The 23296-nt window shown below is 65.1% G+C and carries 20 protein-coding genes; 9 read left to right on the top strand and 11 right to left on the bottom strand.

Annotation, left to right across the window (positions count from 1 at the left end; translation table 11 throughout):
* Nucleotides 1-29 precede the first annotated feature (29 nt).
* Nucleotides 30-656: a TetR family transcriptional regulator gene (locus DFR31_RS01295; protein WP_121440857.1), complete on the bottom strand. Its 627-nt coding sequence runs from the start codon at nt 654-656 to the stop codon at nt 30-32.
* Nucleotides 657-799: 143 nt separating this feature from the next.
* On the opposite strand from DFR31_RS01295, the gene DFR31_RS01290 reads away from it, so the two are divergent.
* From DFR31_RS01290 to DFR31_RS01280, 3 genes are read left to right on the top strand one after another with little or no spacing between them, the layout of a single operon-like run.
* Nucleotides 800-1951 carry an efflux RND transporter periplasmic adaptor subunit gene (locus tag DFR31_RS01290; protein ID WP_121440856.1) on the top strand — a complete coding sequence of 384 codons (1152 nt, stop codon included), beginning with the start codon at nt 800-802 and terminating at the stop codon, nt 1949-1951.
* A 5-nt stretch (nt 1952-1956) separates the two neighbouring features.
* Nucleotides 1957-5133, top strand: coding sequence for an efflux RND transporter permease subunit (locus DFR31_RS01285; protein WP_121440855.1), 3177 nt, complete (start codon nt 1957-1959; stop codon nt 5131-5133).
* Complete coding sequence (locus tag DFR31_RS01280) at nt 5126-6610, top strand: efflux transporter outer membrane subunit (protein WP_121440854.1); 1485 nt, start codon at nt 5126-5128, stop codon at nt 6608-6610. Before DFR31_RS01285 ends, DFR31_RS01280 begins: the two co-directional genes overlap by 8 nt.
* Nucleotides 6611-6625: 15 nt before the next feature.
* Here the strand turns inward: DFR31_RS01280 and DFR31_RS01275 are convergent, their stop codons facing one another.
* From DFR31_RS01275 to DFR31_RS01255, 5 genes are read right to left on the bottom strand one after another with little or no spacing between them, the layout of a single operon-like run.
* Nucleotides 6626-7213, bottom strand: coding sequence for a class I SAM-dependent methyltransferase (locus DFR31_RS01275; RefSeq protein WP_121440853.1), 588 nt, complete (start codon nt 7211-7213; stop codon nt 6626-6628).
* A gap of 37 nt (nt 7214-7250) precedes the next feature.
* A complete protein-coding gene (locus tag DFR31_RS01270; protein WP_121440852.1) occupies nt 7251-8171 on the bottom strand; it encodes a LysR family transcriptional regulator in 921 nt (306 codons plus the stop codon).
* A complete protein-coding gene (locus tag DFR31_RS01265; RefSeq protein ID WP_121440851.1) occupies nt 8171-8710 on the bottom strand; it encodes a c-type cytochrome in 540 nt (179 codons plus the stop codon). The genes DFR31_RS01270 and DFR31_RS01265 overlap by 1 nt, the downstream gene beginning before the upstream one ends.
* Nucleotides 8711-8714: 4 nt before the next feature.
* Entirely contained in the window at nt 8715-9488 is a 774-nt protein-coding gene (locus DFR31_RS01260) for an SDR family NAD(P)-dependent oxidoreductase (RefSeq protein WP_121440850.1), read from the bottom strand.
* A gap of 49 nt (nt 9489-9537) precedes the next feature.
* Nucleotides 9538-10500 carry a 2-hydroxyacid dehydrogenase gene (locus DFR31_RS01255; RefSeq protein WP_121440849.1) on the bottom strand — a complete coding sequence of 321 codons (963 nt, stop codon included), beginning with the start codon at nt 10498-10500 and terminating at the stop codon, nt 9538-9540.
* Between the two features lie 363 nt (nt 10501-10863).
* Between DFR31_RS01255 and dusB the strand changes: the two genes are divergently transcribed.
* On the top strand, nt 10864-11850 hold the full coding sequence (gene dusB / locus DFR31_RS01250; protein WP_121440848.1) for a tRNA dihydrouridine synthase DusB: 987 nt from the start codon (nt 10864-10866) through the stop codon (nt 11848-11850).
* Between the two features lie 50 nt (nt 11851-11900).
* Here the strand turns inward: dusB and DFR31_RS01245 are convergent, their stop codons facing one another.
* Together DFR31_RS01245 and DFR31_RS01240 are read right to left on the bottom strand one after the other, a co-directional pair.
* Nucleotides 11901-12695 (bottom strand): OmpA family protein, encoded by a 795-nt coding sequence (locus DFR31_RS01245; RefSeq protein WP_121440847.1) that lies wholly within the window; start codon nt 12693-12695, stop codon nt 11901-11903.
* A 4-nt stretch (nt 12696-12699) separates the two neighbouring features.
* Entirely contained in the window at nt 12700-13503 is an 804-nt protein-coding gene (locus DFR31_RS01240; RefSeq protein ID WP_121440846.1) for a motility protein A, read from the bottom strand.
* Between the two features lie 384 nt (nt 13504-13887).
* On the opposite strand from DFR31_RS01240, the gene DFR31_RS01235 reads away from it, so the two are divergent.
* Entirely contained in the window at nt 13888-15786 is a 1899-nt protein-coding gene (locus tag DFR31_RS01235) for a propionyl-CoA synthetase (protein ID WP_121440845.1), read from the top strand.
* A 61-nt stretch (nt 15787-15847) separates the two neighbouring features.
* Here the strand turns inward: DFR31_RS01235 and DFR31_RS01230 are convergent, their stop codons facing one another.
* A complete protein-coding gene (locus tag DFR31_RS01230; RefSeq protein ID WP_121440844.1) occupies nt 15848-16624 on the bottom strand; it encodes a M90 family metallopeptidase in 777 nt (258 codons plus the stop codon).
* A 138-nt stretch (nt 16625-16762) separates the two neighbouring features.
* Here DFR31_RS01230 and DFR31_RS01225 point away from each other — a divergent pair, with 138 nt between their 5' ends.
* Nucleotides 16763-17956, top strand: coding sequence for a TraB/GumN family protein (locus DFR31_RS01225; RefSeq protein WP_121440843.1), 1194 nt, complete (start codon nt 16763-16765; stop codon nt 17954-17956).
* Nucleotides 17957-17972: 16 nt separating this feature from the next.
* Here DFR31_RS01225 and DFR31_RS01220 read toward each other — a convergent pair whose 3' ends face one another.
* Nucleotides 17973-19547 (bottom strand): peptide chain release factor 3, encoded by a 1575-nt coding sequence (locus DFR31_RS01220; RefSeq protein ID WP_121440842.1) that lies wholly within the window; start codon nt 19545-19547, stop codon nt 17973-17975.
* Nucleotides 19548-19669: 122 nt separating this feature from the next.
* Between DFR31_RS01220 and DFR31_RS01215 the strand changes: the two genes are divergently transcribed.
* A complete protein-coding gene (locus DFR31_RS01215; protein ID WP_147436917.1) occupies nt 19670-20278 on the top strand; it encodes a hypothetical protein in 609 nt (202 codons plus the stop codon).
* Between the two features lie 22 nt (nt 20279-20300).
* Here DFR31_RS01215 and DFR31_RS01210 read toward each other — a convergent pair whose 3' ends face one another.
* Nucleotides 20301-20840: a hypothetical protein gene (locus DFR31_RS01210; protein WP_121440840.1), complete on the bottom strand. Its 540-nt coding sequence runs from the start codon at nt 20838-20840 to the stop codon at nt 20301-20303.
* Between the two features lie 85 nt (nt 20841-20925).
* On the opposite strand from DFR31_RS01210, the gene DFR31_RS01205 reads away from it, so the two are divergent.
* Together DFR31_RS01205 and dxs are read left to right on the top strand one after the other, a co-directional pair.
* A complete protein-coding gene (locus DFR31_RS01205; RefSeq protein WP_121440839.1) occupies nt 20926-21393 on the top strand; it encodes a YcgN family cysteine cluster protein in 468 nt (155 codons plus the stop codon).
* Complete coding sequence (dxs, locus tag DFR31_RS01200) at nt 21390-23276, top strand: 1-deoxy-D-xylulose-5-phosphate synthase (protein WP_121440838.1); 1887 nt, start codon at nt 21390-21392, stop codon at nt 23274-23276. The genes DFR31_RS01205 and dxs overlap by 4 nt, the downstream gene beginning before the upstream one ends.
* The last annotated feature ends 20 nt before the right edge of the window (nt 23277-23296 follow it).

The raw sequence follows: 23296 nt of genomic DNA, 5'->3' as shown, positions 1-23296 counted from the left end.
CATCACCACAGATTCCGCAACCGCCGCGCCTACTCGTTGCCAGTGCTCGGTTTCACCAGCCCTCGCAGACAAACACGAACGAGACACTCTGCCTCGCGCTGCATGTCCAGACGGTCCGGGTCCTGCAGCCAGAGATACAAAAGCCCGGTCATGAACGCGATCAGGGCATCCAGGGCTCGCTCCGGCGTTAAACCCGGCTGCAAGCGGCCCTGCTGTTCGGCAGATTGAAAGCAGCTCAGAAAAACGGCTTCTGCTTCTTCTCGATTCTGCTGCTCGGCGGGCTCCCTCGGTTCACCCGGTCGCCGTTCTCGCCGGTGCAAGACGATCGTGTACACCCTCCGGGCGTGGTCGTCATTGAGCAGATGGCGGATCGCCGCCAGGCACAGCTCTTCCAGCACGGCCACAGGATCCCCGTCCAGTTCCCCGTCATAGGCCGCACGCATCGCTTCCAAGGGAAGCTTCACCCGCCGGACCATCTGGTTGTACAGATCGGTCTTGTCACGAAAGTGCCAATAGATGGCCCCCCGCGTCATCCCGGCTGCCTCCGCGATCGCCGCGAGGCTGGTATTGGCCACCCCACGATCAAGGAATACAGCCTCCGCGGCATCCAAAAGTTGATGGCGGGTCCTTTCCGCTTCTGCCTTGGTCTTGCGCATCGATCTAGGAAAAGTTCAATTATTGACTGTGTAGGTTGGCTGTGTAGTATACATACGTTCCTGTATGTATGTGAGTCGGCGCCAACCCGGCGTCTTTTGCTGGCAACAATCACCGAGCCAACCCCATCTGGAGACCCCAGCGCATGTCCTCCGTCACACCCTCTGTTCCCCGGAAGATCCAACGCGCCCTCGCACCACTTTTCATCGGGCTGGCCTTCTGGGTGGTCCCGGCCTACAGCCAGCAGCCGGATGATATGCCCCCACCGCCGGTTACGGTTGCCCCGGTGGAGACCGACACCGTCGACGTGGAAGGCGTCTACGCCGGCCGTGCAAGGGGGTCGCGGGAGGTCGAGGTGCGCGCCCGTGTGGACGGGATTCTCGAGGAGCGGCTCTATGTTGAGGGTCAGGTGGTCGATAAGGGCAACGCCCTCTTCCGCATCGACGAGGAGCCCTACGAAATCGCACTTCGCCAGGCAGAGGCGGAACAGGCCAATGCCCAGGCGGCGTATAACCAGGCGAACCGGGAATGGCAGCGAATCTCCTCCTTGTATGAACAGGACGCGGTGAGTCAGCGGGAGCGTGACCGCGCGCTGTCGGAATTTGAACTCGCCGAGGCGCAGCTGGCGATGGCCCAGGCCGCGGTCCGCGATGCCGAGCGGAACCTGCGCTACACCGAGGTGGAAGCCCCACTGGCCGGCGCAACGGGACTGGAGGTGCTGCCGGAAGGGAGTCTGATCGAACGGGGCACCCTGCTTACCAGCATCACTGAGCACGATCCCATCCATGTGCGGTTCGCGTTGCCCGAAGATGACGCGGCAGTCCAGCGCGCGGCCCGCGAAGCGCGCCTGGCCGCCGGTGATGAGCATGAGTACGAAGCAGAGTTGCGCATGCCCGACGGCAGCACTTATCCGGAATCAGGCACCGTGGATTTCACCGACAGCACCATCGATCCGCGCACCGGGTCGGTGACCGCCCGGGCCGTGTTTCCCAATAAAGAGCACCGCATCGTCCCCGGCCAGTTTCTCCGCGTGAAACTCATCCTGGAGCAGTATGAGGATGCCGTGGTGGTGGATGAGACCGTGGTCAGCGAGGGCCCGGAGGGGCCGCAGGTCTTTGTGGTTGATGAAGAGGACAAGGCTCAGGTAAGACCGGTGGAACTCGGCCCGGTGGTCGATGGGCGTCAGATCATCCTGTCCGGACTGGAGGTCGGCGAGCGATTAGTGGTGAACGGCCATGTCGCCTTGCAGGACGGGATGCCCGTCGACGTCGCCGAAGACCAGGCGGACGAGGAGTAACCCCCATGTTGCGGTTCTTCATCGACCGGCCGATTTTCTCCTCGGTTATCTCGATCATCATCGTGTTCGCCGGGCTGGCCGCTCTGCGCGCGCTGCCCGTTGAACAATACCCGGACGTGGTGCCGCCGGAGATCGTGGTTCAGGCCTCCTACCCGGGGGCCAGTTCGGATGTGCTTGCCGAGGCGGTAGCGGCACCGCTGGAACAGGAAATCAATGGCGTGGACGACATGATCTACATGGAGTCCACCAGCACTGACGCTGGCACTCTGCAGATCTCTGTCTCCTTTGAGATGGGGACCGATCCAGACCAGGCGGAGATCAACGTCAATAACCGAGTGCAAGCCGCCCTGCCCCGCCTGCCCCAGGCGGTCCGTGACCAGGGCGTCCGGGTCGAGGCCCGGTCCACCAACATCTTGCTGGTGAGCACGCTCAACTCGCCAGACGGTAGCCACGACACGCTAGAGCTCAGTAACTATGCCCTGCTGAACATCATCGACGAGCTGGAACGCCTTCCCGGAGTTGGCGAGGCGTCCCTATTCGGCCAGCAGGACTACTCCATGCGTATCTGGCTGCGGCCGGACGCCCTGGCACAGTACGACATGACCCCGGCCGACGTGGCTGCGGCGATCCGCGAGCAGAATGCCCAGTTTGCGGCCGGCCAGATGGGGGCCGAGCCGGCGCCCGATGGCCAGGCCTTCACCCTGGCCGTGACTACCCGCGGGCAGCTGGAGACCATTGAGGAGTTCGAGGACATCATCTTGCGCTCCGACGAGTCGGGCGCAACCCTGCGCCTCGGGGACGTGGCGCGGGCGGAACTGGGTGCCCAGAACTACGCCTTCTCCGCCACCTACAACGGCGAGCCCACCGTACCCATCGGGGTCTATCAGGCACCGGGTGCCAACGCCCTGGAAACCGCCGAACAGGTGCGCGCGGCGCTGGCCGACACGTCGGAGCGCTTCCCGGAGGGCATCGAGTACACCATCCCCTACGACACCACCGAGTTCGTCGAGGTGTCCATCCAGGAGGTCTACACCACGCTCTTTATCGCCGTCGGGCTGGTGGTGTTGGTCACCTTCGTTTTCCTGCAGCACCTGAGGGCAACCCTGATCCCCGTCGCGGCCATCCCGGTCTCCCTGATCGGGACCTTCGCCGGCATGCAGGCGATGGGGTTCTCGGTCAACCTCCTGACGCTATTCGGGCTGGTGCTGGCCATCGGCATCGTCGTGGACAACGCCATCATCGTGATGGAGAACGTCGAGCGGCTGATGCACGAGAAGGGCTTGAAGGCCAAGCAGGCCTCTATCGAAACCATGCAGCAGGTGGCGGGCGCGGTGGTGGCATCGACGCTGGTGCTGGTCGCGGTGTTTGCCCCGGTTACCTTCCTTGGGGGACTGAGTGGCGAGTTGTATCGCCAGTTTGCGGTCACCATCGCCTTCTCGGTGGTCGTTTCCGGTGTGGTGGCACTCACCCTCACGCCGGCCATGTGCGCCCTGCTTCTCGACAAGCAGCCCAAAGAGCCGTGGCTGCCCTTCCGCATCTTCAACCGCGGCTTTGACTATGTCACCCGCGCCTTCGTCGGTGCGGTGGGGTTCCTGGTCCGAAACCGCACGGTCGGCGTATCCCTCTTCGCCGTCGCTGTGGGCGGCGCCGTGTTCCTGCTGGATCGGATGCCCGACGGTCTGGTCCCGCAGGAGGACCAGGGCTTTGCACTGGTCGTGGCGCAGCTCCCGCCGACCTCGGCGCTGGGGCGTACCGAGGAGGTCCGGGATACCCTTGCAGCCCAGCTCCAGCAACTGGACGAGATACAGGAGTTTACGGCCTTCGCCGGCTTCGACATCATCGCGGGGTCGTTGCGGACCAACGCAGCCGTGGGTTTCGTAAACTTCACCGACTGGGCGGAACGCCCGGCGCCAGCGCAGCATGCCGGCGCCATGAGCGAGCAGATTTCGGGCATGGGCTTCGGGTTGCAGGAGGCCAACGTCTTCTCGTTCGTCCCGCCCCCCATCCAGGGGCTCTCGCTGACCGGCGGCGTCGAGGGCTTCCTGCAGACGCGCGAGGACATGAGCCCGGCCGAGTTGGAGGCCCTCGCCAATAAGGTGGTTGAGCGGGCCAACGAACGCCCGGAGTTGGTGGATGCGCAGACCACCCTCGATACCGGCATCCCCCGCTACCGCGCGGAGGTGGACCGCGAGAAGGCCAAGGCAGCGGGCGTTCGCGTGGACGAGGTGTTCAACACCATGCAGGCCACCTTCGGCTCACTCTACGTGAATGACTTCACGCTGGCCGGGCGGCTTTGGCAGGTCAACCTCCAGTCCGAGGACGATTTCCGTACCCACCCGGAAGACCTGCGGCACGTCTTTGTGCGTTCGGAAGGCGGGGAGTTGCTGCCAGTCAGTTCCCTGGTCACCCTGCAGCGCGAATCCGGGGCGGACATCATCAACCGCTTCAATATCTACCCGGCGGCCCGTCTGCTGGCCGATCCCGCGCCCGGCTACACCACCGGCGAGGCCAAGGCAGCACTGGAAGCCGTGGTGGCGGAGATTCAGGAGGAGGAGCAGGCAGACACACTGCTCGGCTGGATCGGCGAGGCCTACCAGCTGGAGGTGGCAGCCGGCGCCGGTGGTACCGCCTTCGCCATGGGGCTGCTGATGGTGTTCCTGATTCTGGCTGCGCAGTATGAGCGCTGGACGTTGCCGCTGGCCGTGGCCAGCGCGGTGCCCTTCGGGGTGCTGGGGGCTGCCGCATTCGCCCTGCTGCGCGGATTCCCCAACGACATCTACTTCCAGGTCGGTCTGCTGGTGCTGATCGGGCTCGCAGCCAAGAATGCCATCCTGATCGTGGAGTTCGCGGCGCAGAACCGGGCCAGTGGCATGACCTCTACCCAAGCCGCCATGGAGGCGGCCCGGCAGCGCTTCCGCGCCATCATGATGACCGCGCTGACCTTTATCATCGGCACCCTGCCGCTTGTGTTCGCTACCGGGGCCGGGGCGGCCAGCCGGCAGGAGATCGGCACTGTCGTGGTGGGCGGCATGCTCGCAGCGAGCACGCTCGCCCTGCTCTTCGTGCCGCTCTTTTACAAGATGCTCGATGACGTGGCCACCTGGCGCACCGAGCGCCGGGACCGGCGTGCGCAGGAAAAAGCGGCGCAATCCGACGACAAGGAGGCCGGGGACCATGCGTAAGGCGATAACCACTGTAGCCACTGCACTGGTACTGGCCGGCTGCGCCGTGGGACCCGACTACCAGGCCCCGGAGATGGACCTGCCGCAGGCGTGGCCGGAGAGCAGCCTGTTGGCCGATGAGGAACGGGAGGCCTGGATCAACTGGTGGGAGCAGTTCGACGACCCCACGCTGAACCAGCTGGTGGAGCGGGCGGTGGCGGATAACCTGGATATCCGCCTGCAAGCGGCCCGACTCGAAGAAGCCCGCGCCCGTCTGGGCCTGGCCCGCGCGGAGCAATTGCCCACGGTGGACCTGCAGGCCGAGGCGGCGCGGGAGCGCAGCCCCGCCACCATGCAACCGGAGTTTCCCGGTGTTGAATCGCAGAGCCGGACCGACAACCTGTTCTCGGTCAGTGGACTGTTGGGGTACGAGCTTGATCTGTTCGGCCGCCTGGCGCGGGAGCGTGAGGCCGCCGAGGCCTTCCTGCTGGAGAACATCTTCAGTCAGGACGCCGTCCGGTTGAACATCATTGCCGACGTGGTCACCACCTACTTCGACCTGCGGGCAGCGCAGCAACAGTTGGCCATCACGGAGAACACCCTGGCCTCCCGGCAGGAGACCTTAGAGCTGGAGCGCACCCGGTACGAGGCCGGCGAGACCGACGAGCTGACCCTGCGCCAGGCCGAGGCGGAACTCCAGACCACCCGGGCGGAGATCCCCATGCGCCAGGAACAGGTGAATACCCTGGAGGGGGTGCTAGGCGTGTTGGTGGGCATGAGCCCCTCAGAATTGATGGCCATAGATGACATGGACCTGGGTGAATACACACCACTCAAGGCCATCCAGCTGCCGGAGGACGTGCCCTCGCTGCTACCCTCGGAACTGCTGGAGCGGCGGCCGGACGTGCGGGCGGCCGAGGCGGAACTGATGGCCGCCAATGCCGCGATCGGGGTCGCCCAGGCAGACCGCCTGCCGCGACTGAATCTGACTGCGCTACTCGGCACCACCGCCACCGATACCAGTGATCTGTTCACCGGGGCCGCCGAGACCTGGGGCATCGGTGCCTCGGTCGCCGGCCCGCTGCTCGACTTCGGCCGCGGGCGCGCGGGCGTGGAGACTGCGGAGGCCCTGGCGGAGCAGTCGCGCACCCGCTACCTGGCCACGGTGACCACCGCCTTCAACGAAGTCCGCGACGCCCTCAGCCTCTACCGCACCAGCGGTCAGCGGGCCCAGGCCATCCGCGAGCAGGTGGAGGCGGTGGAACGCACCCTCCACCTGGCGGAACTGCGGTATCAGGAGGGCTTCATCGGCTTCATCGAGGTACTGGATGCCCAGCGCACGCTGCTGAATGCGGAACTGGCCCTGGCCGAGGCGGTGCGTGACCAGTTGAACGCCACCGCCACGCTCTTCAAGGCCCTGGGCGGTGGCTGGGAGTACCCGGTGGGCGAGATCGATGAGTACGACCAAGAGGCTGCCGGCACGGAGGGCCAGGGCTGAGCGGCCGCATGCGGGTTAGCGCCGGGCGACCCACTGCACCACGTGGGCCAGTCCGGTGTGCCCGACCCCTTCCAGCACCTCCCGCTCGCACTCCCGGGCCACCTCCGGGGTCAGGCCGGAGAACTCATCCCGCAGGGTGGCCAGATCCATCATCATGGCCTTATCCGGCGGCCCCCCCGTACCGTAACCAAGCTGCTTTGGCGTGTAGGCCTCAATGATCACCACACCGCCGGGCCGCAATCCGGCGGCGGCAGCGGCATGCGCCCGCGCCCGCAAGGCAGGCGGCAGGTGGGCAAAGATGCCGACGACGCCGTCCCAGGTCTGAGGGTCGATCCGGTACTCAGCCAGGTCCGCCAGGACCCATTCGACCTCCACACCCCGCATCTCCGCAAGGCGCCGCCCCTTGCCCAGGCCAACCTCTGAGGCGTCCACCGCGGTCACCCGGAACCCCTGACCGGCGAGCCAGACGGCATTACGCCCCTCCCCCTCGGCCAGGCAGAGCACCCGGCCCCCTGCCGGGATCCGCCAGGCCTGAGCGGCCAGAAAGTCATTGGGTTCAGTACCGTAAAAATACGCCTGATTGTCGTAGCGTTCGTCCCACATGCGGGTCGCTCCGGTTACTGATTGCATCGAAATTCATTTAGGTCGCGCCCGACCTCCAGTTCTCCCACACCGGGGTGCCGGACCAGGCCTCAGCCAGGAAGTCGACGAACACCCGCACCTTGGCGGGCAGGTAGCGCTTTGACGGATACACGGCGTAAACGCCCAGAGGCGGCAGGTGGTAATCCTCCAGAAGCGGCGTGAGTCGACCGGCGCGGAGGTCGTCCCGGACGAGGAAGGCCGGTAGCTGCGCAATGCCGTCGCCGGCCAGGGCTGCCGATCTCAGTACATCGCCGTTGTTGGCCGTCAAATAGCCGTCCACGCGCACCGGGATGCTCTCGCCGTCCCGGTGATAGGTCCAGGTCCGGTAGGGGTCTGCCTGGGTGTACAGCAGGCAGCTGTGCTCGCTGAGCTCCTCCGGACTTCGCGGGGCCCCCGCCCGCTCCAGGTACGCTGGTGCGGCACAGGTCACGATGCTGACCGGGGCCAGCTTGCGTGCTACCAGGTGCTCCGGCAAGGAACGACTGATACGGATAGCCAGGTCATGGCCCTCGCCCATCAAATCCACCTGGCGGTCATCCAATGACAGGGCGAGCGCCACCCGCGGGTAGCGGCCATGGAACGGGGAAATCAGCTCCGCCAGGTAGAGGGTGCCGAACGAGGCCGGGGCGGAGACCCGTAACTGGCCGCCAGGCTCTCCGCCCTCCGCACTCACCTCCGCTTCGGCCTCCTCCAGGCGGCCCAGCAAATCCTTGCTGTGCCGGTAGAAGATCTGACCCGGCTCGGTCAGGGTCAGTCGCCGCGTAGTGCGCTGGAACAAGCGCGCCTGCAGGTGCGCCTCCAACTCCGAGATCTGGCGGGAGGTGGTGCTGGTTGCCCGCCCCAGGCGCTCGCTCGCCGCCACGAAGCTGCCTGCCTCCACCACGGCCACAAAGGCCTCCATGGCCAGCAGTCTGTCCATCAATCGTCCCCGTGTCCGTGTTCGTCATCCGCAGCCGATGAACCAGGTTCCGGTAGCGTCCCATGCGCATCTTGGATGGGTTCGTCACCCAGGTTCACGCCGCGTTCCCGGAAGCGAGCATCATACGCGAGCCAGGCCTGGTAAATGTCCTCCGGCCACCAGTCCTGAAAGTAAGCGATAATGGCATCCGCCTCCTCCTCATCGAGCACGGCCCGCCAGGGCGGCATCCCCGGCCCCAGTCCGTAGAGGATGAAGTGGCGCAATTCCGCGCGGGCGTGGTGCCACGCATGCCCGGTGCCGTTCAATGGTGGTGGACCGGTGCGGCCCTGGGCGTCCCGCTGGCGCCAGTCTTCAGCGCCCTCGCCCCCAACCCCGTGGCACTGGGCGCAGTACTGCTGAAAGAGCGCCTCACCCCGGACGACTTGCTCGTCGGTGTACCAGCGTTCGGCGTCCTGGCCCTGCTCGGCACAACCCACCACCACGGCCGCGGCGAGCATCAATCCCCCGGCAGCGCGGAACGGACCCTGCAGTCGCACCATGCGCTTAACGCTGCTGCGCGGTCTTCCACGCCTCGGTATGCGCTTCATCGGAGATGTTCCATTCGGTGGCCGCGTAGCGGTCATCGTCCGTGTCCTGGAGCACCCAGCGGGCGAAGCGTGCCACCTCTACCGCCGGCCTCAACGCGCCGTCCCGGTGCATGGCGCGGAAACGTTCCACCAGCGGGAAATCCTGCCGGGAACTCTCGCGGATACGGGCCTGCATGGGTGTATCCACCACGCCCGGGCGCAGACTGCCCACCCGCACGCCACGATCCCGCAGTTCCTCATCCAGGCATTGGTAGAGCATGTGCAGCGCGGCCTTCGCGGCGCAATAGGCACCCCACCCGGGAATGGGGCTGTGCGCTGCCCCCGAGGATATGTGCAGCACCCGGCCGCCGTTCTGCAGCGCAGGCAGTAGCGCCTGGGTGAGAAACAGCGGGCCCGCCACGTTGATGGCCTGATTGTGCTGCCAATCGTCCGGGGTGACCTCCGCCAGGGGCCGGATCGGCTCAATAACCCCGGCGTTGTGAACAAGGTGGCGAAGCTGGCCACCCTGTGCGGACACCACCGCGACCAGCCGCTGACGCCCCTCGGCATCGCTGATATCCGCCACCACAGGGAGGATCGCCCCCGGCTCTGCCTCCTGGGCGACCTCCTCCAGCGGGGTACTCCGCCGCCCCGTGATGATCACCCGATGGCCACAGGCAGCCAGCTCCAGCGCCAGCGCCCGTCCAAGGCCGCTACCCCCACCGGTGACCAGACTGAGATCTTGTGTCATCGGGCTGTCTCCTGCTCTGCAGTGAATTGTTGGCCGAGGGGCGGGCCGGTCAGTCGACCCCGACAACCCGGACCGGGTGGCCGTCCAGGTAAGCCGTCGCCGCCTCCGCCAGTTGGGCTACGATCCGTTGGCGGGCTTCGCGACTCCCCCAGGCCGAATGGGGCGTGACGATCAGGTTCGGGATATCCCGTGCCAGCAGGGGGTTGCCGTGAACCGGGGGTTCCTCGCTGAGCACGTCCACGCCCGCGCCGCCGATCTGCCCGCTGCGGAGCGCGTCAGCGAGGGCCGGCTCGTTGACTATGCCACCCCGCGCACAATTGATCAGTAGCGAGTGGCTCGGCATCTGCCGGAGTTCCTCGGTGCCGATAAGGTCCCGCGTGGCTTCCGTCAGCGGACAATGCAACGACAGAACGTCCACCTCGGGGAGCAGATCCGTTAGCGGAATCCGGTCGGGCGACGGTGTTGCCGTTCCGGGCCGGGCGGCCACCTTGACCGTCATGCCAAAGGCACGGGCCAGATCAGCGACCCGCCGGCCCAGTTCACCGTAACCGACCAGGCCCAGTGTGCGCCCGGACAGCTCCGATATCGGGTAGTCCAACAGGCAGAACTGGTCGCTGCGGCCCCAGTCGCCCGCCTGCACCGCGTTATGGTAATCCACCAGCCGGGTGCTCAGGGCCAGCATCAAGCCTATCGCATGCTGTGCAACCGCATCGGTGCCATACCCGCGACAATTACAGACGGTGATGCCTCGGGCCCGCGCCGCCTGCAGATCGATGTTGTTGGTGCCCGTGGCAGCAACCAGGATCAACCGCAGGTCGGGGGCGGCCGCCAATGCCTTTTCGTCGAGGACTACCTTGTTGACGACCACCGCATTCAGGTCGGCGACGCGGTCGCCCACCTCGTCGGCAGACGTGCGTTCGTAGTGACGCAGGCCCGGCAAGGCACTATCCAGCGCGGTCAGGTCCAGGTCGCTTTTGTCCAGCGAGTTCCGGTCCAGGAAAGCTGAGCGCATGAGCGTCTCCTTGGTTCAAAGTCAAGGGCATGAGGGGGTTGACAACGAGGGCTTATGCACAAGCCGGCAGTCACTCTCCAAGGGTCAGACATTTCTTGCCGTATCTTTACAAACCCCTTCGAAAAATCGCCTATATGTTTGTTTTTAATTGCGTTTTAGTAATTGGTTGCTGAGTAAACAGAACCGCAGAGAGCGCATAGCAATGCCGGTTACAGCGGCGTTTCCCCCTGTTGTCCACACAGTTATCCACAGGTTCTGTGGATTATCCGGCTTTCCCCAGCCGGCGCGGTAACTTACCGCCGGACTGGTGCAGTCACCGGCCCCGCGGTATCCTCGCGATCAAAATCCCTGACCAAGTTGAACATGAAAATCGGCCCGTGGAAACTCAATGGCCGGGTGCTGCTTGCCCCCATGGCCGGAATCACTGACCTGCCGTTCCGTCGGCTCTGCAGGCGCTGGGGGGCGGCGCTCGCTGCTTCGGAGATGGTGGCGTCGGACCCCACCCTCAGGAACACCCGCAAGAGCCAGTGGCGCAGCACACTGGACAGCGACGAGAGCCCCCGCGTGGTACAGATCGCCGGGGCGGACCCCACCGCGCTGGCCGAGGCCGCACGCTATAACGTCAGCCGCGGCGCTCAGATCATTGATATCAACATGGGGTGTCCGGCAAAGAAGGTCTGTAACCGGATGGCCGGCTCGGCACTGATGGCGGATGAAGCCCTGGTGCGGGAGATCCTGGAGACTGTCGTGGCCGCGGTGGAGGTCCCGGTCACCTTGAAGTGCAGGACGGGTCCTACCGCGACCCGCCGGAACGCGCTTACCATTGCCCGCATGGCCGAGGACGCCGGGATCGCAGCCCTTGCGGTGCATGGCAGGACGCGTGACCAGGCCTACCGTGGCGAAGCCGAATTCCGGACCATCGAGGCCGTTTGCCGCGCGGTGGACATCCCGGTGGTCGCCAATGGGGATATCGAGACCCCGCAGGGGGCCGCGACAGTGCTGCGTGAAACGGGAGCGGACGCGATCATGGTCGGCCGGGGGGCCCAAGGGCAACCCTGGCTGTTCAACGCCATTCACCAGTACCTCGAGACCGGCCAGCATGCCGCACCTCCGGTACTGGCCACGCGGGAACAGACATTGCGCAGCCACTTGCAGGCGATTCACCAGTTCTACGGGGATTGGATGGGCACGCGTATCGCCCGCAAGCACATCAAGTGGTATCTACAGCGGAGTTGGCTGGTCTGCCCCGAACATATCAGGCCACTGATGCGGGCGGCCGACCCGTCGGCACAACTCACGCTGCTTGATAGCGTCATAGCGGAAGTGCCGGCGCGTCCAGAGGCGGCCTGACAACGATCACCCGTGGTCCAGGGTGGCCGCCGACAGGCCCCCGCGTCCGGTCAGTTGACCTGTAGCGGTGGCTCCGGGGCATCCAGCGCCTCCGGTGCGGGCACCGGCTCATCCGGGGCGCGCACGAACTCCTCCAGCCCGGTAATGAACACATCGACCCGCCGGTTACGGGCCCGGTTGTCGCCGGTGGTATTTGGCACCAGCGGCCGCGTGTCGGCGTGCCCCTGGGCGATGAACCGTTCCGAGTTGATGGGTGCGGCATCCATCAACAGGTGCACAACCTCGGTGGCACGGGCCGTTGAGAGCTCCCAGTTGGAACGGAATCTTTCCGTGTCGATCGGTACGTCATCGGTGTGCCCCGAAACCCGGATCGTACCGCCCTGCCCCGCAAGAACGCCCGCCACAGTGTCCAAGATAGGCAGAAAAGACTCGTTCACATCGGCACTACCGGAGGGAAAGGCCGCCTTTTCCGGAAAGCGGATCAGCACGCTCTCATCCTGCCGCTCCACCTCCAGCAATCCCTCGCCGAGCTCCTGCTCCAACTGCTCCTGCAGGTCCTGGGTGATCTGGTCCATGGGGTCCGGAATCGCATCCATCATGTCTTCAAGCACGCTCGGGTCCACCGGCGAGCCCCCGTCGAAATCGATGGGACTGGGGCTCGGGCTGCGTTCGCCCTCGGTGAGCTGGGGCCCGAACGCCGCCCGGATGGACTCGGCAGCAAGCCGGTACTTCTCGGCATCCAGCGAGGAAAAGGCGAAGAGCATGACGAAGAACACCACCAACAGGGCCATCAGATCGGCGAAGGTGGTGATCCAGGGCGGCGGGCAGCGTTTCTTCGCAGCCATGGGTTCAGGCGCTTTCCTGGCTCTGCTGCTCGCTGGCGCGGGCCTCTTCCATCTCGGCCAGCTCGCCACGGGCCTTGGTCGGCAGGTAGGCGCTGAGGAGATCCTCGATCATCCGCGCATTGAACCCCTGGCGGATGCAGTTGATGCCTTCCAGGATCAGCATCTTGTTCGCCCGTTCGTTCTGCGCCCGCAGTTCCAGCTTGTCCGCTATGGGCAGCGCCACAAGCTGGGCGAACATGGCGCCGTAAAGCGTCGTGAGCAGCGCGGTTGCCATGCCTGGGCCGATGGCTGCCGGGTCATCCAGATGGGCGAGCATCTGCACCAGGCCCACGAGGGTGCCGATCATCCCGAACGCCGGGGCTGACTCACCGATGGCCCGGAATATCCGCTGGCCGACCTCGTGCCGCTCCACCGACAGTTCCAGGTCTTCCTTGAGCACCTTGTGCATCAGTTCGGGGTCCACCCCGTCGGCGCACAGTTGCAGCCCCTTTCTGAAGAAGGGGTTCCCGACGTCTGCGTCCTCCAATGCGAGCAGTCCCTTCATCCTTGCCGTCTTGGCCAGGTCCTTCACCTGCAGGATGAGTGTCTTGGGGTCTTCCTCTGAGCGGGTGAACGCCCGCCCAGCCACGCGGAAGGAGTTCATCACGTGATTGAAGGGGAACTTGATCATCGTCGAGGCCAAGGTGCCACCGAAGACAATCAGCAGTGCCGGCGCATAAAGGAATTCGCCGGGCGCAGAGCCCATAGCGATGGCCGAGAAGATGATGGCAATCCCGGCCACCAACCCTAAAAGCGTTGTTTTGTCCAAAAACTGCGCTCCTCCGCGACCGGTGTGATTTTGAACAGGGCAACATCATAGCAGGTTGGTCCGGTCGACCCTAAGGGTTGCCCTTACTCCGCTCTCGCCTCGCGAGGCGGATCGCCTAAACTTGCAGGGTGCACAGAACTGAGGGGCAGGTTGGACGCCATTCATTGTGCGGCGTTATTAACAGCCGATATCCATTAAGCCTTCGCATTATTGACGGCGGCTTACGCATAAGTGTCTGTTTTTCGAAAACACTTTGCCAGCCACCAAGGCTGTGGTTAAGCTAGCCGGAGTATCGGGCAGGCAAGCGGAATCAATAACAGATGCCGTCCGGACTCCGTAACTAACGGGACGTTAAAACCGACTATAAGACTCGGGAGGAGCACCATGGGCTACCGCGATATCCATCGTGAATCCATAGAAGCGCCAGAAACCTTCTGGCGGCGCGAGGCGGAGAAGCTCGACTGGTTCGAGCCGCCGCAAGAGATTCTCAGCCAGGACGAGAAGGGCTTTTACCGCTGGTTCAAGGGCGGCAAGCTCAACATCACTCACCTCGCCCTCGACTACCACTGCGAAAATGGTCGCGGTGACCAGACCGCCGTCATTTACGATTCCCCGGTGACCGAGACCAAGCAGCAGTTCACGTACAACGAACTGCGTGACCGGGTGGCGAAGGCCGCCGGCGCCCTGCGGGAACTGGGCGTGGAAAAGGGCGACCGCGTGGTCATCTACATGCCCATGGTGCCGCAGGCGCTGGAGGCGATGCTGGCCTGTGCCCGGCTGGGTGCGGTTCACTCCGTCGTCTTCGGTGGGTTCTCCCCCAATGAGTTGGCCATCCGCATCGACGATGCCAAGCCCAAGGCCATCATCACCGCCAGCTGCGGCGTCGAATTCACCCGCGTCATCCCCTACATGCCGCTGGTGGACGAGGCGCTTAAGCGCTCTGCCCACCCCCCGGAGAAGGTGCTGGTCGTGCAGCGCGAGCAGGAGCAGGCGGAACTGAAGCCGGGCCGCGACCACGACTGGGACGCACTGTGTGCGCAGGTGAGTCCGGCGGAGCCTGTCCCGGTGGATGCCACCGACCCGCTCTATGTGCTGTACACGTCCGGCACCACCGGCAAGCCCAAGGGCGTCATTCGCGACACCGGTGGCTACGCCGCCGCACTGAACTTCAGCATGGGTGCGGTTTACGACCTCCATCCCGGGGAGGTCTTCTGGACGGCTTCGGACGTGGGCTGGGTAGTCGGCCACTCCTACATTGTGTATGCACCGCTGATTCGCGGTTGCACCACCATCGTCTACGAGGGCAAACCGGTCCGGACTCCGGATGCGGGGGCATTCTGGCGGGTCATTTCCGAATACAAGGTGAAAACCTTCTTCACGGCCCCCACCGCCTTCCGCGCGGTAAAGAAGGAGGACCCGGAGGCCAAGCTGATGGCCAACTACGACATCAGCTGCCTGGAGAAGCTGTTCGTGGCCGGTGAGCGCCTGGACCCGCCCACTTACGAGTGGCTCACCCAGATCCTGGACGTACCGGTGATCGACCACTGGTGGCAGACCGAAACCGGCTGGCCCATCGTGGCCAATCCAACCGGCATCGAACAAAAGCCGGTCAAATCCGGCTCGGCCTCCGTGCCCACCCCGGGCTACAACGTGATGGTGCTGGACGACAGCGGCAAGCCGTTGCCCGCCGGCGAACAGGGCAATCTGGTCGTCAAACTGCCCCTGCCTCCCGGCTGCCTGCCCACCCTATGGGGCGACGACGAGCGGTTCCGGCGCTCCTACCTGGAGCGGTTCCCGGGTTATTACGACACCTCGGACGGCGGCTATATCGATGACGAGGGCTACGTCTTCATCATGGGCCGGGTGGACGACGTCATCAACGTGGCCGGCCACCGCCTGTCCACCGGCGAGATGGAAGAGGTGATCGGCAGCCACTCCGCCATCGCCGAGTGTGCCGTTGTGGGCATCCACGACGAAATGAAGGGCGAACTTCCGGTGGGCTTTGTGGTGCTCAAGGACGGCGTCGAGGTGGACGAGGAAACCCTGGAGAAGGACCTGGTCCAGCTTATCCGCAACGAGATTGGCGCCATTGCCTGCCTGAAGCAGGTGGCCGTGGTGCAGAAGCTACCCAAGACCCGCTCCGGGAAGATCCTCCGCAAGACCATCCGGCAACTGGCCAAGGAGGACGAGGTGGCAGTGCCCTCCACCATTGATGATCCGACCAGCCTGGATGAGATTGGTCGCGCGATGGAGAGCAAAGGCATCGGCCGTCCCACGGCTTGAAGCTACCTGTTAGCGGCCCAAAGGGCCCGGCGGGGGCAAGCCCCGCCGGGCCCTTTGCCTTTCAGGGCAACAAACCCGCCCGTCGGAGTCGGGCTAACGGGTCCTGCCGGTAGAACTCGCGCATCTGCGCATACACGGCGGGAAAGGTCTCGTTCAACGGCGCCGGGTCGGTAAAGAAGGCCTCACTGGCCACCGCGAAGAATTCACCGGGGTTTTCCGCGGCGTACGCGTCGAAGGGCAACCAATCGGCCTGCGCCTCTACCCCCTCGGTGAACCGGCCCCAGGCCTCGCTGAAGGCTTCGGCCCATGCCCCTGCATCCATGTCCGCGTGCAGGGGTGGCTGGCCGTTGGCATCACCGTTACGCATATCGAGCTTGTGCGCACACTCGTGAATGACCACGCTGAACCCCGGCTCGGGGGTTTGCACATCCTCGGCCGAAAGCACCAGCGGGCCGCGTTCCCAGGCCTCACCGACCAACGGGCCCTCCTCCTCGTGGACCACCCCGAACTCGTCCTCCCAGACGTGCCGGGCCACAAACCCCGAGGGGTAAAGGAGCACCGTCACCCAGTCGTCGTACCAGTCCAGTCCCAGGCCGAGCACCGGGAGGCAGGCCTGTGCTGCTACGGCCAGGCGCAGGGCTTCGTCCGGCTCCAGCCCACCCACGCCTTCCCATTGCCGGGATGCAAGGAACTGGCGGGCAAGCGCCTCCAGCGCCGGGCGCTCGTCGGCGCTAAGACCCGGCAATGGCCAGCACTGGGCCATGGCCTCGTGCCAGTGCAGGGTGTTGAGAGGCTCTCCGGGGCGGCTACCGCGCCAGAATCTGTCCAGACGGAACATCCGCCTACCTCCGGGGCCGCCGGGATGCCGGGTTGATCAGCGTCATACCTCCATCTTAACCCATGGCGGGCCGGAGGACTTGGGTTGACCTGCCACATGGGGGATAATCCCGCCTCCGCGCCTAAATCCGGAGCATTGATGAGCACACAAGGCCCCAGACGCACCGTTACCGTCGGTGGGACCACATTCACTCTGCTCGGCACCGCCCACGTCTCCCGTGCCAGTGCCGAGGAAGTCAAGGCCCTGATCCGCAGCGGCGAGTTCGATGCCGTCGCCGTGGAGCTGTGCGACAGCCGCTACCTCAGTCTGACCAATCCTCAGGCACTCGAGCAGATGGACCTGTTCAAGGTACTGCGCGACGGGCGCGGCGGGATGGTGGCGGCCAGCCTGGCCCTCGGCGCTTATCAGCAGCGCCTGGCGGAGCAGTTCGGCATTGAGCCGGGGGCCGAGATGAAAACCGCTGCAGCCGAGGCGAAGGCCGCTGGCGCCCCGTTGATGCTGGTCGACCGGGACATCGGCGTGACCATGAAGCGGCTTTACCGCAATATCCCCTGGTGGCAGCGCTTTACCCTGATCTCCGGCCTGTTCGCGGGGCTGTTCTCGCGGGAGAAGGTCACGGAAGAGGATATCGAACGCCTGAAACAGGGGGATATCCTGGAGTCCACCTTCGCCGAGTTTGCCCAGAGCTCGACCCGACTCTACCAGCCGCTGATCGCCGAGCGGGATCGCTACATGGCGTGTCGGCTGCTCCAGGAGACCGCGGACAAGGCGCACCACAATGTGCTGGTGGTGATCGGTGCCGGGCACCTTAAAGGGCTGGCCGACGCCCTGGAACACCCCACGGCGGACCCGGCCTCGGAACAGGCCGATCTGTCCCAGATGCCTCCACCCAGCCCCTGGCCCAAGCGGATTGCCTGGCTGGTGGTATTGCTGGTCCTCTCCGGGTTCGCCATCGGCTTCTCGCGCAGCCCGGAGTTGGGCATGCGCCTGGTGATGGACTGGGTGCTGATCAACGGCGGGCTATCGGCGGTGGGTGCGGCCATTGCGGGCGGCCATCCGGTGACCGTGCTGGGGGCCTTCTTCGCCGCGCCGCTGACCTCCCTGAACCCCACCGTGGGCGCCGGTTTCGTGGCCGCCGCCATCGAGATGGCCATGCGGCGCCCTCGCGTGGGGGACTTCCGCAGCCTGCGCCAGGCGGTCGGCCGCTGGCAGGGCTGGTGGACCAACCGGGTCTCACGCACCCTGCTGGTCTTCCTGTTCGCATCGCTGGGTTCGGCGGTGGGTACCTACCTGGCCGGGTTCCGTATCTTCGAGCGACTGATCGGGTCCTAGGGGCGGGGTCGTACCTTCAGTGCTCCCGCGTCGCACTGAAGGTCACCTCCGGCCAGCGTTCCTCGGCCAACTGCAGGTTAACGCGGGTGGGTGCCAGGTAGGTCAAGCTCCCCGCGCCATCGACGGCCAGGTTGGACTCGTTGCGGTCCTTGAACTGGGCCAGCTTTTTCTCGTCATCGCAGGTCACCCAGCGGGCCGTGCTGACGTTCACCGGCTCGAAACGGCACTCCACCTTGTACTCGGTCTTCAGCCTATAGGCCACCACATCGAACTGCAGGACACCGACGGCGCCCACAATCAGGTCGTTGCCGAGCATCGGCTTGAAAAGCTGTGACGCGCCCTCCTCGCAGAGCTGTTCCAGTCCCTTGGTGAGGGCCTTGGCCCGCAGCGGGTCCGCAAGCACCACCCGGCGGAACAGCTCCGGGGCGAAGTTCGGCACCCCCGTGAACTTCAACGACTCGCCCTCGGTGAAGGTATCACCGATCTGGATGGTCCCGTGGTTGTGCAAGCCGATGATGTCCCCCGCCCAGGCCTCTTCCGCCTGCTCACGGTCCGAAGCCATGAAGGTGATGGCGTTGGAGATCTTCACGTCCTTGCCCGTGCGGACATGGCGCAGCTTCATCCCCGGCCGGTAGCCACCGGAGCAGATCCGCATAAAGGCAACCCGATCATGGTGTTGCGGGTCCATGTTCGCCTGGATCTTGAACACGAAGCCGGAGAGCTTGTCCTCGGTGGGCGCTACCTCGCGCTCCTCCGCCCGGCGCGCCTGCGGCGCCGGCGCATGCTCGACGAAGTCGTCCAGCAGTTCCTGCACCCCGAAATTGTTGATGGCCGAACCGAAATAGACCGGAGTCAACTCTCCACGCAGGAAAGCCTCTTCATCAAAGTCGTGGCCCGCCTCCCGGATCAGCTCCAGCTCATCGCGGAACTGTTCCGCCTCCTGCCCAAACAGCTCGTCCAGCCGGGGGTTGTCCAGCCCGTCGATGACCTCCCCTTCCTGGATACGCCCGCCGTGGGTGGCGCTGTAAAGGTGGACCCGCTGGTTGCGCAGGTGGTAGACCCCGCGGAACTGCTTGCCCATGCCCAGCGGCCAGGTCACCGGCGCGCAGCGGATCTTCAGCACCTCTTCCACCTCGTCCAGCAGTTCCATGGGGTCGCGCCCTTCACGGTCCAGCTTGTTGACGAAGGTCATGATGGGGGTGTCGCGCAGCCGGCAGACCTCCATCAACTTGATGGTGCGCTCCTCGACGCCCTTGGCCGCGTCGATCACCATCAGCGCAGAGTCGACAGCGGTCAGCGTGCGGTAGGTGTCCTCGGAAAAGTCGGCGTGCCCCGGGGTGTCCAGCAGATTGACGATGGCGTCCTTGTGGGGAAACTGCATGACCGAGGAGGTCACGGAGATGCCGCGCTGTTTCTCCAGTTCCAGCCAATCGGAAGTGGCATGGCGATCCGCCTTGCGGCCCTTCACCGTCCCGGCGAGCTGAATGGCACGCCCGAAGAGCAGGAGCTTTTCGGTCAGCGTGGTCTTACCCGCATCCGGGTGCGAGATGATAGCGAAGGTGCGGCGGCGCTGGATGTCCTGAGTGCTCATGCGATCAGAGTGACTGCGTGGTTAGGCTGGGCGCGCAATTATACAGATCGGGCTATGGCAGACCTAGCGCCGCGGCCCGTCTTCTATATTACGGGAAACGTACTGCAGCGGACTCACACAGCGTGCAACGCCCTTGCCCCCCAATGGCGCGCCGGCTGGCCATATTGGTCCTGGCCGCGTGCCTGAGCCCGTCCACAGCCCTGGCGGAGGCACCGCAAGTCAGTGCCTACGTTGCCCGTTACTCCCCCGAACGGTTGGTCGACATCATCAGCGAGCCCCCGCCCGAACTGACCACTGATGCCCATCTTGCCGCAGTGACCTACGGCCACCCTCTGGGAGACTGGCTCGGATTCGCCTGGGAGGTGGAGGGCCAGTTGGTGCGCCATTGGGGCGAACAGAGCCACTACGAGTTCAACGCCCTGTGGCTTGCACGCTGGCAGCGCTTTCCCTGGGACCGGTGGGTGGACACGCGTATCGCCGGCGGCCACGGGCTCTCCTATGCCACCGAGCGCCCGCCGCTCGAGCCCCGCGCCTCCAGGGAAGACCGTGATTCCACGCGCCTGCTCACCTATCTGATGGCGGAGGTGGAAGTCGCGGCCCCCGGGGCGCAACACTGGCGCGGGTTTCTGCGGGTTCATCACCGTTCCGGGGTCTTCGGGCTGCACTCGGGCGTGCGGGGCGGCTCCAACTTCGTCGGCTTGGGTATCCGTTACCGTTTCCCTGGTCCCTAGCCCGAAGCCCGCCTCAAATCATTCACCAGCTCAGCCGTTTGTAGCAGTCGTCACACATACCATGGGTGATGGCGGGCAGTTTTTCTTGATCATAAAGGTGGAGTCGAACCACGGCCTGCTCCACTGGCACCCACGCCTCATCACACATTATCCGCTTGCACCAACTGCACATGCGAATCAGCCGGTCGTCGTGGCTGGTTATTCGCTTCAGTAATGGCTGTTCGGGCCGGGGCTCTGTGCGAATCAATTCTGTCCTGAATTCTACCCCACCGCCGTCCAGGCCCTTGAGAGACATATTCAGGAAGCGCCGGAGCGAAGGACCATCGCATCGGAAGGGCACTTGAACCAGGTCTCCCTGCCGGGCCCGTGCCATGAAATGTGCATAGAGGTGGCGGGTGGATTCGTCGCAAACGAAGTCCCAAATGGAACGTTTCAGGACAGCCTCGGCGGTGACATCCGGCGCGGCATTGTCCAGGGCAAACCGATCCCATTGTTCAGACACCCGAACGATCACATCGCTCGCATCCACTTCGTAGGTAATCCTCAGATTCCCGACGCTCATGTTCACGCCCCGTGAGGTGGAGGGAAGGCCTTCGACCGTCGCCGCGCTGGCCTGAAGGGGGCCCGCCTTTGTATGATGGCCTGCTATGACTGAATCCGCACGCCCGTTCTGGGAGACCCACTCCCTGGAAGAGATGACGCAGGCTCAGTGGGAAGCGCTGTGCGACGGCTGTGGGCGCTGCTGTCTCCATAGCTTTGAGGATGAGGACACCGGCGAGGTCATCGCCACGCCAGTGGCCTGCAAGCTCCTCGACACCCATAGCTGCCGCTGCACCCGTTACCGGGAACGGCGGCGATTCGTGCCGGACTGCACCCAGCTCACCGCCGAGGGTGCACGAAGCTGGACCTGGCTACCGAAGAGCTGCGCCTACCGTCGTCTGGCGGAGGGCCGAGGACTCGCGGACTGGCACCCGCTGGTTTCCGGTGACCCGGAGAGCGTGCACAGCGCCGGCATCTCGGTGCGCGGCCGGGTGGTGTCCGAGGAGGATCCGGACGCCAGCCAGCGGATTCACCAGTTATTCGCCCGATTACACCCGGGAAAAAACGAAAAATGAGCGTTTCCATCGACGACTATCCGCTGCTGGCCCAGGTACCCGACCCGGAGGCCCTGCGCGCCCTACCCGCGCGCCGTCTACCGGCGTTGGCCAAGGAGTTGCGCCATTACCTCCTGCATAGCGTGGCCCGCAGCGGCGGCCACCTGGCGGCGGGCCTGGGCGCCGTGGAACTCACCGTTGCCCTGCACTACGTCTACAACACCCCGGAGGACCGGCTGGTCTGGGATGTGGGCCACCAGTGCTACCCGCACAAGATCCTGACCGGACGGCGTGACCGCCTGGGAACCATCCGCAAGTACGGCGGCCTGTCCGGCTTCCCGAAGCGGGCCGAAAGCCCTTACGACACCTTCGGCGTCGGCCACTCCAGCACCTCCATCAGCGCCGCACTGGGGATGGCCCTGGCTGCCCGGCAGGCCGGTGAGAAGCGCAAAGCGGTTGCCATCATCGGTGATGGCGGCATGACTGCGGGTGAGGCCTTCGAAGCGCTGAACCACGCCGGTGACGCCGGTGCCGACCTGCTGGTGGTACTCAACGACAACGAGATGTCCATCTCGGAGAACGTGGGCGCCCTCTCCCACCACCTGACCAAGATCCTCTCCGGCCGGTGGTACAATCAACTGCGATCCGGCAGCAAAGAGGTGCTGCGCCACCTCCCCGGCCCGGTGCATGAGTTGGCCCGGCGCACGGAGGAGCACCTCAAGGGTATGGTCGTGCCGGGCACCCTGTTCGAAGAGTTGGGCTTTCAGTACTTCGGACCCGTCGATGGCCACAACGTGGACTCGCTGGTGGAGGTGCTTGGCAACCTGCTCCACCAACCCGGGCCGCGGCTGCTGCACGTGGTCACCTGCAAGGGGAAAGGCTATCGTCCGGCGGAACAGGACCCCATCGCTTACCACGGTGTCGGTCAGTTCGACCCCGGGCAGGGGCTCACTAAATCCTCCGGTGGATCAATACCGTACAACAAGCTCTTTGGGAAATGGCTCTGTGCCATGGCGGAGCAGGACCCCCGTCTGGTTGCCATCACGCCGGCAATGCGCGAGGGATCCGGCATGGTGGAGTACGCCAAGCGGTTCCCGGAGCGTTACCACGACGTGGGGATCGCCGAGCAACACGCCGTGACCCTGGCGGCCGGTCTCGCGTGCGAGTCGGTGAAACCGGTGCTGGCCATCTACTCCACCTTCCTGCAGCGGGGTTACGACCAACTGGTCCACGACGTGGCCATACAGAACCTGCCGGTGCTATTCGCTATCGACCGTGCGGGGCTGGTGGGTGCCGACGGCCCCACCCACCACGGCAGCTTCGACCTTTCTTACTTGCGCTGCATCCCCAACATGACCATCGCGGCGCCGTCCGACGAGGCGGAGTGCTGGCGCCTGCTCAGCACGGGCCACCATCATGAGGGGCCGTTCGCCGTGCGCTACCCGCGCGGTAGCGGTCCCGGCACGCCGCTGCCCGAGCAGGATCTCGAGCCGTTACCCATCGGCAAGGGGGAAATCCGGCGCAAGGGGCACCGCATCGCGTTGCTGGCCTTTGGCAGCATGGTTACCCCGGCGCTGGACGCCGCCCAGTACCTGGACTGCACCGTTGCCGACATGCGTTTCGTGCGCCCGCTCGACCAGGCGTTGATCCGTTCGCTAGCCGCGGAGCACGACCTGCTGATCACAGTCGAGGAGAACGCTGTGGCCGGCGGCGCCGGTTCAGGCGTGGCGGAATACCTCGCGGAAGCCGGTCTCCAGGTACCGATTCGGCACCTCGGCCTCCCCGACCGGTTCGTCGACCATGGCAGCCCGGACGAACTGCTCACCGAGGTGGGACTGGATGCAGAGGGCATACGCCTGGACGCTGAGCGTCTGTTCCAGGCACTGGGCCGCGGTCAGGACTGATCTCGCAATCCGCACACTTT

This window comes from Alkalispirillum mobile (assembly GCF_003664325.1).
Taxonomy (GTDB): domain Bacteria; phylum Pseudomonadota; class Gammaproteobacteria; order Nitrococcales; family Halorhodospiraceae; genus Alkalilimnicola; species Alkalilimnicola mobilis.
This window is presented reverse-complemented; position numbering and strand designations above follow the sequence as displayed.